Source organism: Streptacidiphilus melanogenes (genome assembly GCF_000787835.1).
Lineage (GTDB): Bacteria > Actinomycetota > Actinomycetes > Streptomycetales > Streptomycetaceae > Streptacidiphilus > Streptacidiphilus melanogenes.
The window spans coordinates 16368-32989 of the sequence record NZ_BBPP01000023.1 but is presented as its reverse complement, the minus strand read 5'-3'; the positions used below and the strand labels follow the sequence as shown (position 1 = coordinate 32989).

The window sequence follows — 16622 nt, the reverse complement described above, 5'->3', positions numbered from 1 at the left end:
CGCGCGTCATCCGCGGCTGGCCAGCCGGCCCGCCGGGAGCGCCCATGCCGTGAGAGGCGGTGCCACCCGGCTGGGGGCGGGCAGTGCGCCGCGGCGGCATGCCGTCGCTCGGGCGGGCGGCACCGCTCGGGCCGCGACCCGACGCGCTCGGGCCCGCGGGGCGGTGGCCGCCGTTCTGCGGCTGCTGCGACTGCGGCGTTCTACGCCGGTGTTCGCTCATGCTGCTTCCAGCTGTTCCTCTGACTGAAGGCTGCGCTGCGGCTGCCTGAAGGCGGTGATCCTGATCCCCCATGGCGACGCGGGCCGAAGAGGCCAGAGTCTGCCAGGGACGGGGACGCCACTGGGGCATCCGTGGTTCCCGTTGCCCCTGACGGCTTTCTGCATAGGCGACAGATTACGCAGGCTGGGAAGGGGCTTAACCGGGCGTCAATTCTCATTTAGGACATTTCGACAGCAGATCCTTATGAAAGGTCGGCCAAACTCCCGTTCGGGAAGCACAGAATCGCCACTTCCGAGCCGTGCCACGGGCTCTGCTTATGCAGACCCGACAACTGTGAGGCCTGCCACCACGCGTCCTGCCGACCCCCTCTTGCCCGCTGCGGCGGCAGCGGCATATCGTCTCGATGTATCGGTTCGATACATCGCGGTGGCATACTCGTGATGACGACAGCGGGACCGGGTCGACGCGGCGTACAAGGCGAAGGAGGCGAAGCCGGATCATGAGCAGGCGCTCGGGCATCCTGGAGTTCGCCGTCCTCGGCCTGCTGCACGACTCGCCCATGCACGGCTATGAACTGCGCAAGCGGCTCAACGTGCTGCTCGGCTCGTTCCGTGCCTTCTCGTACGGCACGCTCTACCCCTGCCTGAAGAGCCTCGTCGCTCAGGGCTACCTGGTCGAGGACAACCCCGACGCCGAGTACATCCCCGCAACCGCCCTGAACGGCAAGCGATCGAAGATCGTCTACCGGCTGACCGGCGAGGGCAAGCAGCGCTTCGAGGAGCTGCTGGCCGACTCCGGTCCCGACGCCTGGGAGGACGAGCACTTCGGCGTGCACTTCGCCTTCTTCGGCCAGACCGACAAGGCCGTGCGCATGCGCGTGCTGGAGGGTCGCCGGAACCGGCTGGAGGAGCGCCTGGAAAGGATGCGGGCCTCACTCGCCCGCACCCGCGAGCGCTTGGACGCCTACACCCTCGAACTGCAGCGCCACGGCCTGGAATCGGTCGAACGCGAGGTCCGCTGGCTCAACGAGCTGATCGAGACCGAGCGCGCGAACCGTGGCGGGCGCGGGCACGCCACCTCCCCACCGGGCGGCGGCGAGCAGCAGTAGCACATGCGGGCGGCCGGGGGAGCGCCGGTGATCGGCAGCGACCTACCGCATGACCTATGACGTACCGCATTGACGAAGGCAGAGACTCGCGCCGCATCGCGGGTCTCACGAGCAACAAGGAGCAACCGGAATGAGTTCGGTTCGCGTAGCCATCGTGGGAGTCGGCAACTGCGCCGCGTCCCTGGTGCAGGGTGTCGAGTACTACAAGGACGCCGACCCGAACAGCCGCGTGCCGGGCCTCATGCACGTGCAGTTCGGTGACTACCACGTCAGTGACGTGGAGTTCGTGGCCGCGTTCGACGTGGACGCCAAGAAGGTCGGCCTCGACCTGGCGGACGCGATCGGCGCCTCCGAGAACAACACCATCAAGATCTGCGACGTTCCGACCAAGGGTGTCCAGGTCCAGCGTGGCCACACCCTCGACGGCCTCGGCAAGTACTACCTGGAGACCATCCAGGAGTCCGCCGAGGAGCCGGTCGACGTGGTCCAGGTCCTCAAGGACCGCCAGGTCGACGTCCTGGTCTGCTACCTGCCCGTCGGCTCCGAGGCCGCTGCGAAGTTCTACGCGCAGTGCGCCATCGACGCCAAGGTCGCCTTCGTCAACGCCCTCCCGGTCTTCATCGCCGGCACCAAGGAGTGGGCGGACAAGTTCACCGAGGCCGGCGTGCCGATCGTCGGTGACGACATCAAGTCCCAGGTCGGCGCGACCATCACGCACCGCGTGATGGCGAAGCTGTTCGAGGACCGCGGTGTCATCCTCGAGCGCACCATGCAGCTGAACGTCGGCGGCAACATGGACTTCAAGAACATGCTCGAGCGCGAGCGCCTGGAGTCCAAGAAGATCTCCAAGACGCAGGCCGTCACCTCCCAGATCCGCGACCGCGAGCTGGGCGCCAAGAACGTCCACATCGGCCCTTCCGACTACGTCGCGTGGCTCGACGACCGCAAGTGGGCCTACGTCCGCCTCGAGGGCCGTGCCTTCGGTGACGTTCCGCTGAACCTGGAGTACAAGCTCGAGGTCTGGGACTCCCCGAACTCGGCCGGCGTCATCATCGACGCGGTGCGCGCTGCGAAGATCGCCAAGGACCGCGGCATCGGTGGCCCGATCCTGTCGGCGTCCTCCTACTTCATGAAGTCCCCGCCGGTGCAGTACTTCGACGACGAGGCCAAGGAGAACGTCGAGAAGTTCATCCGCGGCGAGGTCGAGCGCTGACGCACTGACGCCGCGACCGTCTTCGACACCCGAAGGGCCCCTGGCTGCCATCCGGCAGACGGGGGCCTTCGGCGTTCTCCGACGACGGAGCCGCGGCGGGCCCACAAGATCGCCGAGTGCTTCACGTGTGACACTTATCGATCTTGTCGGGGTCTGCGTGCAACCACGCGCCCCACGTGCCACGCTTGGCCGGTGGCGACGACCCCCTTCCCGCGTGCGCTGCTGCGACTGAGCGGCTTCCGGCGGCTGCTGGCCACCCGACTGCTCTCGCAGCTCGCCGACGGCGCCTTCCAGGCCGCGCTCGCCGCGTATGTCGTCTTCTCACCCGAGCGCCAGCCCAGCCCCGCCGCCATCGCCTCCGCCTTCGCGGTCCTGCTGCTGCCCTTCTGCCTGATCGGCCCGTTCGCCGGGGTGTTCCTGGACCGCTGGCGCAGGCGGCAGGTGCTGGTGAAGGGCAACATGCTGCGACTGCTGCTCTGCCTGGCCACCGCCGCCCTGGTCGCCGCCCATGCCCCCACCTGGGTCTTCTTCACCGCCGCCCTGATGGTCACCGGCATCAACCGGTTCGTGCTGGCCGGACTCTCCGCTGCGCTGCCGCACGTCGTCACCGACGAACTGCTCATCGCCGCCAACTCCCTGGCCCCCACGGCCGGGACGCTGGCCGCCACCGTCGGCGGCGGCGCCGCGTTCGTGGTCCGGCTCGCGCTGCCCGCCGGTGCGGCCAGCAACGCCCTGCTCGTGGCACTGTCCGGGCTCGGATACGCGGCCTCCGCCCTCGTCGCCACCACGCTCGGCAAGGACTCGCTCGGCCCCGACCGCAGGCTGCGCGAGGCAGCCGCCGAGGCGACCATCCGCAGCGCCGTCGCCGAGACCGCACGCGGCCTGCTCGACGGATTCCGGCACCTGGTCCACGACTGCCGTCCCGCGGCCCGCGCGCTCGGCGCGGTCACCGTGCTCCGGTTCTGCTACGGGCTGCTGCTGGTCGTACTGCTGATGCTCTGCCGCAACACCTTCGCCGCCCCCAGTGACCAGTCCGCGGGACTGCGCTGGCTCGGCACCGCCCTCGCCGCGTCGGCCGCCGGGTACTTCAGCGCGGCCGCGCTCACGCCCCTCGCCGGACGCCGGTTCACCGTCCCCGGCTGGCTGACGATCTGCTCCGCGCTCGGCGCGTTCGTCACCGCCGGCCTCGGCCTCTTCTTCACGCCCTGGCCGACCATGGTCGCCGCGTATGCGCTCGGCCTGCTCACCCAGGGCGCCAAGATCAGCACGGACACCCTCGTCCAGAGCGGCGTCGAGGACGCCTACCGGGGGCGCGTCTTCGCCCTCTACGACGTCCTCTTCAACAGCGCGCTGGTCGCCGCCGCCGGCGTGTGCGCCCTGGTCCTGCCGCTCAGCGGGCGCTCCGTGCCGGTCGTGCTGACGGCGGCAGCCCTCTACGCCGCCACCGCCCTCGCTTACGGGGCGAACCGCCCCTGGCGGGCGAGCCCGGGTACCAGCGGTTCCGAGCGGCCCTCCCAGCCGTCACCCGGCCACCACCCCTATGCGTGACGCTTCGCGTCCCACCACTGTCGGAGCGCCTCCGAGGCCGCCTCCTCGCCCAGCGGGCCGTGCTCCAGACGCAGCTCCAGCAGGAACTTGTACGCCTCGCCGACCTCCCGGCCCGGCTTGATCCCGAGCAGCGCCATGATCTGGTCGCCGTTCAGGTCCGGCCGGATCGCGTCCAGCTCCTCCTGCTCCTGCAGCTGCCCGATCCGCTGCTCCAGACCGTCGTAGCTACGCGAGAGCGCGGCGGCCTTCTTCTTGTTGCGCGTGGTGCAGTCCGAGCGGGTCAGCTTGTGCAGGCGGTCCAGCAGCGGGCCGGCGTCGCGCACGTAGCGGCGCACCGCGGAGTCGGTCCACTCGCCGGTGCCGTAGCCGTGGAAGCGCAGGTGCAGCTCGACCAGGCGGGACACGTCCGCAATCAGCTCGTTGGAGTACTTGAGCTCACGCAGCCGCTTCTTGGTCATCTTCGCGCCGACCAGCTCGTGGTGGTGGAAGGAGACGCCGCCGCCCGGCTCGAAACGGCGGGTGCGCGGCTTGCCGATGTCGTGCAGCAGCGCGGCCAGGCGCAGCGTCAGGTCCGGCTTGCCGTCGCCCTCGCCGGTCCCCTCCAGGTCGATCGCCTGCTCCAGCACGGTCAGGGTGTGCTCGTAGACGTCCTTGTGACGGTGGTGCTCGTCACGCTCCAGCCGCAGCGCGGGCAGCTCCGGCAGGACCCGGTCGGCGAGGCCGGTGTCGACGAGCAGGGTCAGGCCCTTGCGCGCGTGCGCGGACAGCACCAGCTTGTTCAGCTCGCCCTGGATCCGCTCCGCGGAGACGATCTCGATCCGGTCGGCCATCTCCGTCATCGCGGTGACGACCTCGGGCGCGACCTCGAAGTCGAGCTGCGCGGCGAAACGCGCGGCACGCAGCATCCGCAGCGGATCGTCGGAGAAGGACGACTCCGGAGTGCCGGGGGTGCGCAGCACGCCCGCGGCGAGGTCGACCAGCCCGCGGTGCGGGTCGACGAACTCCACCTCGGGCAGCTTCACGGCCATGGCGTTCACCGTGAAGTCGCGGCGGACCAGGTCCTCCTCGATGGTGTCGCCGAAGCTGACCTCAGGCTTGCGCGAGTTCCGGTCGTACAGCTCGGAGCGGTACGTGGTGATCTCGATCTGCAGGTCGTGCTTGCGCACGCCCACCGTGCCGAAGGCGATGCCGACGTCCCAGACCGCCTCGCCCCAGCCCTTGACGAGGCCCAGGATCTCCTGGGGGCGCGCGTCCGTGGTGAAGTCCAGGTCGTTGCCCAGACGCCCCAGCAGGGCGTCGCGGACGGACCCGCCGACCAGCGCGAGGGTGAAACCCGCCGCCTTGAACCGCTCGCCGAGCTGGACGGCGACGGGGTAGGCGCGCAGGATCTCGCGCACCCTGTCCGCCTGCTGCTCGCTCAGCACGGCGCTGTCGGCGCTGTCGGCGACGACGGGGGCAGGGGCGGACTCGGACGCGGGGAGGCCGGGGGGCATAGCGTTGGACACGACAGACAAGGGTACGGGGCGGAACCACACCGGTGCCGCACAGTTACGACCTGGAGAATGGGGCACCAAGCCCCAAAGGGCGCGGTCCTCCCCTCCAAGGGGCTGCCCGCCCCTGGCGGCACCACCACCGGCACGCAGAAGCGGAACCGTCCGTCCGCAAAACCGCGTCGTACCCCCGTCCGGGGCTGCCTCGCGGCACACGAGACGGCTCGGCGTCGTTACCATGCCAGGGCGCAGGGCACAGGCCTCAGGCCTGGCTCCGCCGGGTGGGGCACCTGTAGGGGACAGCGACGAGAACGGCGAGGACGCGTGGGCGAGGCGGCGACGGGGAGGTGGCGGGCAAGCGGCCGGCCTGAGCGTGGCGACGGCCACGCCGGCCGTGGGCGCGCGAACAGGCAGGTCCGCGGCGCGCTGCGCGGCCTCGGACGGCTGACGCTCGCCTCCGGCCTGGTCGTCCTGGCGGGGCCCACGCTGGCCCCCGCCGCCGAGGCCGCGCCCCAGCTCGGAGTCACCGGGCTGCCCCCGACGCTGCAGCAGACCACCACCGCCACCACCCTCGCCCCCGCCGACAGCCACTCCGGAGTCGAGGTGACGCTCAACACGGTCACCCCGGCCGTCCCCACCGCGAACGGCGACGTCACCGTGGCCGGCTCGGTGCGCAACCTCGAGTCCGGCGCCGTGCAGGGCCTGCACGTGGGCCTGATGACCACCGGGCAGAAGCTGCAGAACCGCTCCGACATCGACGCCCTCGTGGGCGCGGGCAGCAGGCCCACCAACGACGACGGCCAGGAACTGCAGGACCCCGCCCTGCAGCAGAAGATCGGCACCCTCGCCCCCGGGGCCAGCGCCTCGTTCACGATCACGGCGCCGATCTCCAAGCTGAACCTCGGCTCGGATCCCGACGGCGTCTACTCCCTCGGCGTGGACGTGCAGAACAACGCCAACGCCAACACCGGCTCCCGGGGCCTCGGCATCGCGCGGACGTTCCTGCCGCTGCACGCCAAGGACTCGGGCGTCAAGGCGACCAAGGTGGCCACGCTCTGGCCGGTCACCAATCCGCCGACGCTGCAGGCACAGACCTACGTCGACCCGTCCTCCCACGCGGAACAGCCCGTCCTGACCACCGACCTGACCAGCTCGCTCGGGCCGGAGGGCCGCCTCGGCCAGCTCGCCTCGATCGGGCAGGCCAACCCGGACCTGCACCTGACCTGGATGATCGACCCCGACCTGGTCGACACCGTCAGCGCGATGACGGGCCCCTACCAGGTCACCACGGCCGCGGACGCCACCGGGGCGAACGCGAACTGTCACTGCCTCCAGGCCGGCGGCGGACAGCAGGCCGCCAAGGACTGGCTCTCGCAGCTGCAGGGCACGCTGGCCGCGCCGAACAAGCAGGACGTGGTCTCGCTCCCCTACGCCGACCCGGACCTCGCCGCGCTCGCGCACAACACGTCCGCCCGCAAGCAGGTCGGCTCGCTGCTGCCGCTGCTCGGCGGGAGCGTGGGCCTGGACCGGCTCCAGGTGGACGCCGCCCACGACGTCGCCTGGCCCTACCAGGGCTTCGTCGACCCCTCGATCGTCTCGCTGGCCAAGTCCATGGGGGCGAGCAAGATCATCGTCAACGGGGACGACACGTCCGACAGTGCCGACCTGAACTTCACCCCGAACGCCGCCCGCAAGATCAGCAACGGGATGACCGCGGTCGTCGCCGACGCCGAGCTGACCAAGCTCTTCTCCCAGGACCTGTCCACCCAGGCCGAGCAGACCGCCGCCGTTCAGCAGTTCCTGGCCGAAACGCTCGCCACCAGCGGGGAGCGCCCCGACCTGCAGCGCGACATCGTGGTGCAGCCGCCGCGCGACATGTCCGCGGCCACCGCGCAGACCCTGGTCCGCGCCCTGTCCGCCGCGCAGAGCGGATCCTGGGTGCAGCCGGTGGACCTCGACACCGTCGTCAAGGACGGGCCGACCGTCGGCGCCGACACGCACGTGCCCTCGGCGCACAGCTACCCGTCGTCGCTGCGCGCCACCGAGCTCAGCGACAACGCCGTCACCAGCCTCACGAACACCGCCGAAGGCCTGGCCCAGCTGCAGCGCATCCTCACCCGCCCGGACCGGCTGCGGGAGCCCTTCAACGCCGCCATGGTCCGCTCGGTGTCGACCGGCTGGCGCGCGGACGCCCAGGCAGGGGCCACCTACCAGTACGACATGTACGACTACATGTACTCCCTGCAGTCCTCCGTGAAGATCATCAAGAAGTCGACGGACGTGGTGGTGCCGGGCGACAACGCCTCCGCCCAGATCGCGGTGAGCGTGGAGAACGACCTCGAGCAGCCCGTCACCCGGCTCAACCTCCACCTGGAGGTCCGCGGCTCCGGCTACCCGCGACTGAAGATCGACTCGAAGCCGGACACGGTCATCACCATCGCCGGCGGGCGGACCAAGTCGACGACCCGGTTCAAGGTCACGGCGACCGCGAACGGGCAGGTCCAGATGCGGGCGGTGCTCACCTCCGCGCAGGACGGCTCGGTCATCGGCACTCAGGACTTCACCGTCAGCGTCACCTCGGTGTCGAGCGGCGTCGTCGCCGTCATGGCCAGCGGCGGGTTGCTCGTCCTGCTGGCCGGACTGCGGCTGTACTGGAAGCGCAAGAAGAACGCGGCCCTCGCCGCCGCCACCGCCGAGGGTCCGCTGGACCCGACGGCCACCGAGGACCAGGAGGCAGACGCATGACCGCGCCGCGAGACGGCAGGACCCCGCAGGGCCCCGGCGGCCCCTACGCGGGGAATCAGGCGCCTGACCCGTACCTGGACCAGACCTACGCGCACGACCCGTACGCCACGGACCCGTACGCGACGGATCCGCACGCGCCCACCGCAGGCGCGCTGTACGGCGAGGGCGGCTACCCGCCTCCCCCGCAGCCGCCGTTCCAGTCGCCCTTCCACACCCCGTTCCAGAACCCGGCCCCGCAACCGACCGCCCAGGCGGGCCCTGCGGCTGGCACGCCGCAGGGAGCCCCGCAGGCGCAGCCGTACGCCGAGCAGCCATACGCGGAACAGCCCTACCCCGAGCAGCCGGCGTACCCACCGCAGCAGCCGTACCCGGGCGCGCCCGGCCGCGCCGACCGTCCCGGGCAGGACTACCAGCCGCAGGGCTTCAGCCAGGCCTACGCCGGCCCGCAGCAGGCCTTCTCCCCGCAGCAGCCCGGCGTCCAGGGCTGGCCGCAGGACCCGCAGCAGCAGCCCGGCCAGCCTGGTCAGGGCGGTCAGGGCGGACAGCCGGGTGTGCCCGGTGCGCCGTCGCCGTACCCGGCACAGGGCCTGCCTCCGCAGCCTGGGCAGCCCGGACAGCCGGGACGGCCCGACTCGGAGCAGTACGTCGGCGTGGACGAGCTGATCAGCGGCGCCGGCCGCAGACAGCAGGCGCACGAGCAGACCCAGGGGCAACAACAGCGCGCCCAGGACGAGGCCTACGACTTCCTCTTCCGCGACAGCGGCCCGAGCCTGTACGGCGAGGCGGGTGGCGACTCCGTCGCCGAGACCACCGGCACCATCCCGCTGCTCCGTGCGGACCTGCCGCAGAGCCAGGACGAGGCGGCCACCGACGCGGAGAGCGAGCAGGAGGCGGGCGGCGCGCCCAAGGGCAAGGTCGCGAGCCTGCTCAACTCCAGCGCCATCATGGCCGCCGGCACCCTCGTCTCCCGTGGCACCGGCTTCCTGCGCACGATGGTCATCGCCTCGGCCATCGGCGTCTCCGTGCTCGGCGACCGCTACAGCGTCGCCAACACCCTGCCCACGATGATCTACATCCTGGTCGGCGGCGGCGCCCTGAACGCGGTCTTCGTCCCGCAGCTGGTGCGGAGCATGAAGAACGACGAGGACAACGGCGAGGCCTACGCCAACCGCCTGCTGACGCTGGTCATCGTCGGACTGGGCGTGGTGGTCGCGGCGGCGGTGCTGGCCGCCCCGCTGCTCGTGCGGGCCGTCTCGAACGCGGCCATGTCGACGCCGGACTCGGCGAACGTGAGCGTCGCGCTGACCCGCTACTGCCTGCCCACGATCTTCTTCATGGGCCTGCACGTGGTCATGGGTCAGATTCTGAACGCGCGCGGCAAGTTCGGTCCGATGATGTGGACCCCGGTCCTCAACAACATCGTCGTCATCTTCACCTTCTCCACGTTCATCTGGGTCTACGGGCCCTGGTCGTCCACCCAGATGGACCCCTCCACCATCCCCTCGGCGGGCGTCCGGCTGCTCGGCATCGGCACGCTGCTCGGCCTGGTGGTCCAGTCACTGGCGATGTTCCCCTATCTGCGCCACTCCGGCCTGCGCTTCCGGCCGCGCTTCGACTGGCGCGGCCACGGCCTCGGCCACGCGGCGAAGCTGGCCAAGTGGACGTTCCTGTTCGTGCTCGCCAACCAGGCCGGCTTCCTGGTCGTCACCCAGCTGGCCACGGCCGCGGGCGACGCCGCCGGCGACGCGGGCAAGGGCCTGGCGGCCTACCAGAACGCGCTGCTGATCTGGCAGCTGCCGCAGGCCGTCATCACCGTCTCCATCATGAGCGCGGTGCTGCCGCGGATCTCCCGCGCCGCCGCCGAGGAGGACGGCGTCTCGGTCCGCGACGACCTCTCGTACGGTCTGCGCACCTCCGCCGTGGCGATCGTCCCGGGCGCCTTCGCGTTCCTCGCCCTCGGCCCCGCCATCGGCGCGACCATCTACGGGAACGTCTCGGTCGGCTACATGGTCTCCGCGTTCGCGCTGGGCCTGATCCCCTTCTCCGCCCAGTACGTGCTGCTGCGTGGCTTCTACGCCTACGAGGACACCCGCACGCCCTTCTACAACACCGTCTGGGTGGCCGTCACCCAGGCCGTGCTCTCCGCCGCCTGCTACGTGGTGCTGCCCGCCAAGTGGGCCGTCACCGGCATGGCCTTCGTTTACGGCGCGGCCTACGTCGTCGGTCTGCTGGTCGCGGTGCCGCGGCTGCGCCGCCGCATCGGGGATCTGGACGGGGCCCGCATCAAGCGCACCTACGCCAAGCTGATCGGCGCCAACGTGCTGCCGGCCGTGGCCGGGGCCGCGCTCAGCTTCGCGGTGCTGCAGGCGCTCGGTGAGGGACGTACCGGCGGCATCGCCGCGGTGGTCGTCGGCGGCCTGGTGCAGCTGGGTCTGTTCCTGGTCGTGGCCCAGCGGATGCGCATCGAGGAGCTCAACTCGCTTCTCGGCATGGTCCGCGCGAAAATCGGTCGCTAGAGGGACCGGATTCCCGCCGCGAATGTTCGCCGGTCCGGGCAACCATCGAGGGCTTCCGAGGGTCGTAGGAGGCACGGCGAGTTGGCACAATTGATCGTGGGCCGGGCTCGCATCGAACGCGGTCCCGCGGCGGGATCGACGGCAGTGCGGTTCGGGGAGGCAGGACAACGGTGGCTGAGCGCAGCGAGACGGCCGTGGGAACGACCACGGGCGGCCCTCGGGCGGACGTAGGGCGAACGGAGCAGGCATCGGAGGCGACCTCCCCACTGTCCGCAGAGGCCCTCGCCACGGAGCTGGTCGCGGAACCGGAGGCCCCGGCCGACGCGGACGCAACTGCCGCCGCCCCGGCCCCGGCTGACGCTCCCGAAGCAGCCCCGAAGGACGAGCCGGGGCACGAACCCGAGGACGGTCCGAAGGACGGTCCGGAGCAGCCCTCCGGTGCGGAGGCCGAGCCCGCGCACCGGGACGATGCGCAGCCGACCGACGCGCGGCCCGAGGGTGCGCGGCCCAAGGATGCGCGCGCGGACGACGCGCAGGCGGACGCGCAGCCCGCCGACGCGCGCAAGGACACGCGCGCGGACAAGCGCGCGACCGACGCGCAGCCCGCTGAGGAGACCACCGAGGAGACCACCGAAGCGGGGGTCGAAACGACCGTCGCCGAGACCGCTGGGGAGAACGCGCCCGAGGAGGCGTCAGTCCCCGCGCCGGTGCGGCACAGCGGGGACCGGATCGCCCGCCGCTACCGGCTGGAGGAGTGCACCACCAGCAACGAGGTCTTCAGCTCCTGGCGGGCCGTCGACGAGAAGCTGCGCCGGGCCGTCGGGATCCACCTGATCGCCGCCGCCCACCCGCGCGCCAAGGGCGTGCTGGCCGCCGCCCGGCAGGCGGCGCTGCTGGGCGACCCGCGCTTCGTGCAGGTGCTGGACGCCGTCGAGGACGGCGACGTCGTCTACGTCGTCCGCGAGTGGCTGCCCGATGCCACGGGCCTGGACACGATGCTGCTGACCGAGCCGCTGGAGGCCTACGAGGCGTACCAGTTGGTGCGCCAGCTCGCCGACGCGCTCACCGCCGCGCACCGCCGCGGCCTCGCGCACCTTCGCCTCTCCCCGGCCTGTGTACTGCGCACCGACAGCGGCTCGTACCGGATCGACGGCATGGCCGTGAACGCCGCGCTGCGCGGCATCCAGGCCGAAGACAAGGCGGACGGCGCGCAGCGCGACACGCGCGCGATCGGCGCGCTGCTCTTCGCCGCGCTGACCCTGCGTTGGCCCTACTCCGAGGGCGCGCACGGCCTGCAGGGCCTCCCGCGCGACCTCGGCACCGTTCCGGCCGAGCGGGTCAAGGCCGGTGTCCACCGAGGCCTGTCGGACCTGACCGCGCGGACGCTGTGCTCGCCGCCCGGCGGCAAGCTGACGCCGGTCACGACGCCGGAGGAGCTCGCCAAGGCCGTCGCCGAGATGCCCAAGGTGCGCCAGCCCGAGCCCGAGCCGCTGGTGCTGCCCACGTACCCGACCACCGTGCGGAACACCGCCCGTCGGCCCGACCCGTCCGCGCCCGGGGCGAGGACCACGCCCCCGCCCCGCCGGCCGCAGACCCCGCCCGCGCCCCAGCCGACCCTGCCGGGCCGCTCGGGCAAGGCACTCAAGTGGGCGGTCTCCCTGGTCGTGCTGGGCGCGATCGCCCTCGGCAGCTGGGGCACGGCAGAGGCACTGATGACCCACGACAACAGCGGCAGCACCAACACCCAGCTGAGCCAGGGCGGCCAGGGGCAGGGCCAAGGTCACGGGAGCAGCGGCGGACAGCAGTCAGGCCAGGACAACGCGGGCCGGCAGCTCAAGAACCTCCCGATTTCCTCCGACGCGGAGTTCGCGCCGTTCAACCAGCCGATGAAGCCCGAGGACGCGCCGTTGGCGATCGACGGCAAGGTCGGCACCTCGTGGATCACCAAGTACTTCATCGGCGAGCCGAAGTTCGGGAACCTGCCGGACTACAAGGACGGCAGCGGCATCGTCGTCGACCTGGGCAGCGTCCAGAATGTCTCCGAGGTGAAAGTCACACTCCCGACCGGGGGCCAGACCCAGGAGATCCTGGCCGCGCCCGCTGACGCCTCCGGCGAGCCGACGAGCCTGAGCGGGTTCACCCAGCGGATCAGCAACAGCGCCCTGCTGCAGGGCACCGCCCTGGACAGCGGTGTGCTGGCCAAGCCGGTGCGCACCCGCTACGTACTGATCCACATCATCTCCCTGCCCAGTGACCCGTCCTCGGGCGGCTACCGGGGCGGTATCTCAGAGATCCAGGTCCTGGGCTGACGCGGACACCTCCGGGATGGCAGGCTTGACCTCGACTTCCGCGCGGACCAGCCGTGAGATCGAGGGGGGTGGAGGGTCAGGTGACCGATCCGGTCGAGGACGCAGAGCTGCTGCGTCGGCATGTGGAGGGCGATCCTGACGCCTTCGGCGAGCTGGTGCGCCGCCACCGGGACCGCCTGTGGGCGATCGCCCTGCGCACGCTCGGGGACCGCGAGGAGGCCGCCGACGCCCTGCAGGACGCGTTCGTCTCCGCCTTCCGGGCGGCCCACACCTTCCAGGGCCGCTCGGCGGTCACCACCTGGCTGCACCGGATCGTCGTCAACGCCTGCCTGGACCGGGCGCGTCGCAGCTCCACCCGCCGCACCCGGCTTGTCGAGGACGAGACGGCGCTGGAGACCGTGGCCGGTCACGACGAGGGGGCGGACGTCTCCGCCGAACGCGGCGAGCTACGCCGTGAGCTGGCCGCTGCACTGGCGACCCTGCCCGCGGAGCAGCGGGCCGCCGTGATCCTGGTCGACATGGAGGGCTACTCCGTGGCGGAGGCGGCCACAGTGCTCGACGTCCCGTCCGGCACGATCAAGAGCCGCTGTGCGCGGGCGCGGGCCAAGCTGCTGCCGCACCTGAGCCATCTGCGGGCGGGCGGCGACTCCGGCGTCGCTGGCGCCGCCGGAGCAAGATCATCAACTGTCACACGTGAAGCAGTTGATGATCATGGTCGCCCACCCAGGGGGAACCCAACAGCCACCTCGCACGTCCCATCGCCGGAGAGGGCCGAGACCGCACGAGCCGCAGGAGGTGAGCTGAAGGCATGAGCGACTCCACGCTGAACCCGGCTCACCCTGACGTCGAGCTCCTCGCCGAGCACGCCGAGGAGTTGCTCCCCGCCGAGCAGAGCGCGGAACTGACCGCGCACCTCGCCTCGTGCGCGGAGTGCCGGGAGACCTACGACGCACTCGTCGAGCTGACCTCCCTGCTGGGCGCCGAGCCCACGCCCGGCCCGATGCCCGAGGACGTGGCCGCCCGCATCGACGCCGCCCTGGCTGCGGAGCGGGCGGGAGACGCCCAGAACGCCGCCACGGACGACACCACCTCCCACGACCACGTCCGCAAGGACGCGCAAGCCGCCTCCGTCGGCAGTGCCGACAGCGCTGCCCACGACGCTGCCGCTCAGGAAGCTGCCACTCAGGAAGGCGACGAGGACAGCGGCGCCGGCCGCGCCCGCCCCCAGCGGCGACCTGCCGGGGAGCGCCCCGCGGACAACCGGCCCGGCAACCGCGCGCCCCGCTCGACACGGATCCGGCGGGTGCTGGCCACCCTCGCACTCTTCGTCGCGGCCGGCGGCATCGGTCTGGCCGTCTCGCGCGGCGGCGACCTCGACAGCAGCGGGAACAGCAGTGCGAGCGCCGAGGGCGGCACCTCGGCCACTGCACCCAGCCCGAAGTCCCTCGCCTCCTCCGGCTACGACTTCACCGAGACGAACCTCGCCGGCGAGGTGCAGCAGTTGGCGAGTGACTCCGCGCGCCTCCATGCCGCCGGACACGCTGTCGGCACGGCCCCGTCCGCGCCGCCCTCGGCCGCGTCGACCCCGGCCGCCACGCCGTCCAGCACGCCCTTCGCGGCCACGTCCCCAGCGGGAGGCGGCGCCCTGGTCACGCCCAACGGCGGCGCGGAGAACACCGCGGGCAGCCCGGCACAGCCCACCGCGCCGGCCTGCGTCCTGGCCGCGACCAAGCAGCCCCAGCCACCGGCCGTCCAGGGGCTCGGGCAGTACCTCGACGTCCAGGTCTTCGCCCTGCTCTACCCCGACCCGGCCGACCCGGCGCACACGTGGGACGTCTACCTCGTACAGAACTCCTGCTCCGCGCCGCTGGTCCTGCTGCACCAGTCGGTACCCCGCGGCTGACGTCCACCGGTCGGCGCCGCGCACCCGGGCGCTCCGGGAATGCGAGACACTAGGGAAACCGTTGAGCGGGATGGAAAGCCCCGACCGGCGACGGCAGCCCGGCGCGAAGCATTCAGGAGACCAAGTGAGCGACGTCCGCAACGTGATCATCATCGGCTCAGGCCCGGCCGGATACACGGCGGCCCTGTACACCGCACGTGCCTCGTTGAAGCCCCTGGTCTTCGAGGGTTCCGTCTCCTCCGGCGGCGCCCTGATGAACACCACCGAGGTCGAGAACTTCCCCGGCTTCCGCGACGGCGTCATGGGCCCCGAGCTCATGGACAACATGCGCAGCCAGGCGGAGCGGTTCGGCGCCGAGCTGGTCCCGGACGACGTCGTCGCGGTCGACCTGAGCGGCGACATCAAGCTCGTCACCGACTCCGAGGGCACCGTCCACAAGGCCAAGGCGGTCATCGTCGCCACCGGCTCGCAGCACCGCAAGCTGGGTCTGGAGCACGAGGACGAGCTGTCCGGCCGCGGCGTCTCCTGGTGCGCGACCTGTGACGGCTTCTTCTTCCGCGACCAGGACATCGCCGTGGTCGGCGGCGGAGACACCGCGATGGAGGAGGCGACCTTCCTCTCCCGCTTTGCCAAGTCGGTCACCGTGGTCCACCGCCGCGAGGAGCTGCGCGCCAGCAAGACCATGCAGGAGCGCGCCTTCAACGATCCGAAGATCTCCTTCGCCTGGAACAGCGAGGTCGGCGGGCTGCACAGCGAGAACGGCAAGCTGAGCTCAGTCACCCTCAAGGACACCCGGACCGGCGAGACCCGTGAGCTGGCCGTCACCGGCCTGTTCATCGCGGTCGGCCACGACCCGCGCACGGAGCTGTTCAAGGGCCAGCTGGAGCTGGACGACGAGGGCTACCTGCGCGTCGACGCCCCGTCCACCCGCACCAACGTGTCCGGTGTGTTCGGCGCGGGCGACGTCGTCGACCACACCTACCGCCAGGCCATCACCGCCGCCGGCACCGGCTGCTCCGCCGCGCTGGACGCCGAGCGCTTCCTGGCCGCCCAGGCCCACGCCGAGGCCGAGGTCGAGACCGCCGCGGTCTGACCGGTCCGTCCGGGCGCAGCCGAGCGAGCTGCGCCCGCAGCCGACAAGAGACACCCCGCCACCCGCACCACCAACCCGAGGAGATCCCGTGGCCGGCGCCACCATCACCGTCACCGACGCAACCTTCGAGGCCGAGGTCCTCAAGAGCGACAAGCCCGTTCTGGTGGACTTCTGGGCCACCTGGTGCGGCCCGTGCCGCCAGGTCGCCCCGATCCTGGAGGAGCTCGCGACCGAGTACGCGGACAAGCTCACCATCGCCAAGATCGACATCGACGCGAACCCGGACACCCCGGCCAAGTACGGCGTGCTCTCGATCCCGACCATGAACGTCTACCAGAACGGCGAGGTCGTGAAGACCATCGTCGGCGCCAAGCCGAAGAGCGCCCTGCTGCGCGATCTGGCCGCCTTCATCGGCTGATCGGGTCATCGCACGCGCTGATCCTCTCTTCGGGCCCCTGGTTTCATCGGAAACCAGGG

Annotated in this window: 11 protein-coding genes; 10 read left to right on the top strand and 1 reads right to left on the bottom strand. The window is 71.4% G+C overall.

All coding sequences use genetic code 11. The features are described 5' to 3' along the window. The first annotated feature begins 719 nt into the window (after positions 1–719). From TR49_RS23170 to TR49_RS23160, 3 genes are all read left to right on the top strand, one after another. The gene (locus TR49_RS23170; protein ID WP_042366703.1) at positions 720–1328 is read left to right on the top strand and encodes a PadR family transcriptional regulator; all 609 of its coding nucleotides are present in this window, start codon (positions 720–722) and stop codon (positions 1326–1328) included. A gap of 130 nt (positions 1329–1458) precedes the next feature. Continuing rightward, positions 1459–2541, top strand: a complete 1083-nt coding sequence (locus TR49_RS23165) for an inositol-3-phosphate synthase (RefSeq protein ID WP_042384643.1) — start codon at positions 1459–1461, stop codon at positions 2539–2541. A 192-nt stretch (positions 2542–2733) separates the two neighbouring features. Further along, the gene (locus TR49_RS23160; protein ID WP_042384642.1) at positions 2734–4089 is read left to right on the top strand and encodes an MFS transporter; all 1356 of its coding nucleotides are present in this window, start codon (positions 2734–2736) and stop codon (positions 4087–4089) included. Here TR49_RS23160 and TR49_RS23155 read toward each other — a convergent pair. Further along, positions 4080–5582, bottom strand: coding sequence for a CCA tRNA nucleotidyltransferase (locus TR49_RS23155; RefSeq protein ID WP_042384641.1), 1503 nt, complete (start codon positions 5580–5582; stop codon positions 4080–4082). The genes TR49_RS23160 and TR49_RS23155 overlap by 10 nt on opposite strands. A 321-nt stretch (positions 5583–5903) precedes the next feature. Here TR49_RS23155 and TR49_RS23150 point away from each other — a divergent pair, with 321 nt between their 5' ends. The 7 genes from TR49_RS23150 (at position 5904) to trxA (ending at position 16563) form a co-directional block, all read left to right on the top strand. After that, entirely contained in the window at positions 5904–8324 is a 2421-nt protein-coding gene (locus tag TR49_RS23150; protein ID WP_042384638.1) for a DUF6049 family protein, read from the top strand. Further along, positions 8321–10840 (top strand): murein biosynthesis integral membrane protein MurJ, encoded by a 2520-nt coding sequence (gene murJ / locus TR49_RS23145; protein ID WP_042384636.1) that lies wholly within the window; start codon positions 8321–8323, stop codon positions 10838–10840. The genes TR49_RS23150 and murJ overlap by 4 nt, the downstream gene beginning before the upstream one ends. 170 nt (positions 10841–11010) lie before the next feature. Beyond that, positions 11011–13149 (top strand): protein kinase family protein, encoded by a 2139-nt coding sequence (locus TR49_RS23140; protein ID WP_052434555.1) that lies wholly within the window; start codon positions 11011–11013, stop codon positions 13147–13149. An 80-nt stretch (positions 13150–13229) separates the two neighbouring features. Next, positions 13230–13961, top strand: a complete 732-nt coding sequence (sigM, locus tag TR49_RS23135; protein WP_236653499.1) for an RNA polymerase sigma factor SigM — start codon at positions 13230–13232, stop codon at positions 13959–13961. Beyond that, the gene (locus tag TR49_RS23130) at positions 13958–15052 is read left to right on the top strand and encodes a zf-HC2 domain-containing protein (protein WP_042384633.1); all 1095 of its coding nucleotides are present in this window, start codon (positions 13958–13960) and stop codon (positions 15050–15052) included. Before sigM ends, TR49_RS23130 begins: the two co-directional genes overlap by 4 nt. 124 nt (positions 15053–15176) lie before the next feature. Next, positions 15177–16145 (top strand): thioredoxin-disulfide reductase, encoded by a 969-nt coding sequence (trxB, locus tag TR49_RS23125; protein ID WP_042384631.1) that lies wholly within the window; start codon positions 15177–15179, stop codon positions 16143–16145. A gap of 88 nt (positions 16146–16233) precedes the next feature. Then, complete coding sequence (gene trxA, locus TR49_RS23120) at positions 16234–16563, top strand: thioredoxin (protein WP_042374308.1); 330 nt, start codon at positions 16234–16236, stop codon at positions 16561–16563. Positions 16564–16622 lie beyond the last annotated feature (59 nt).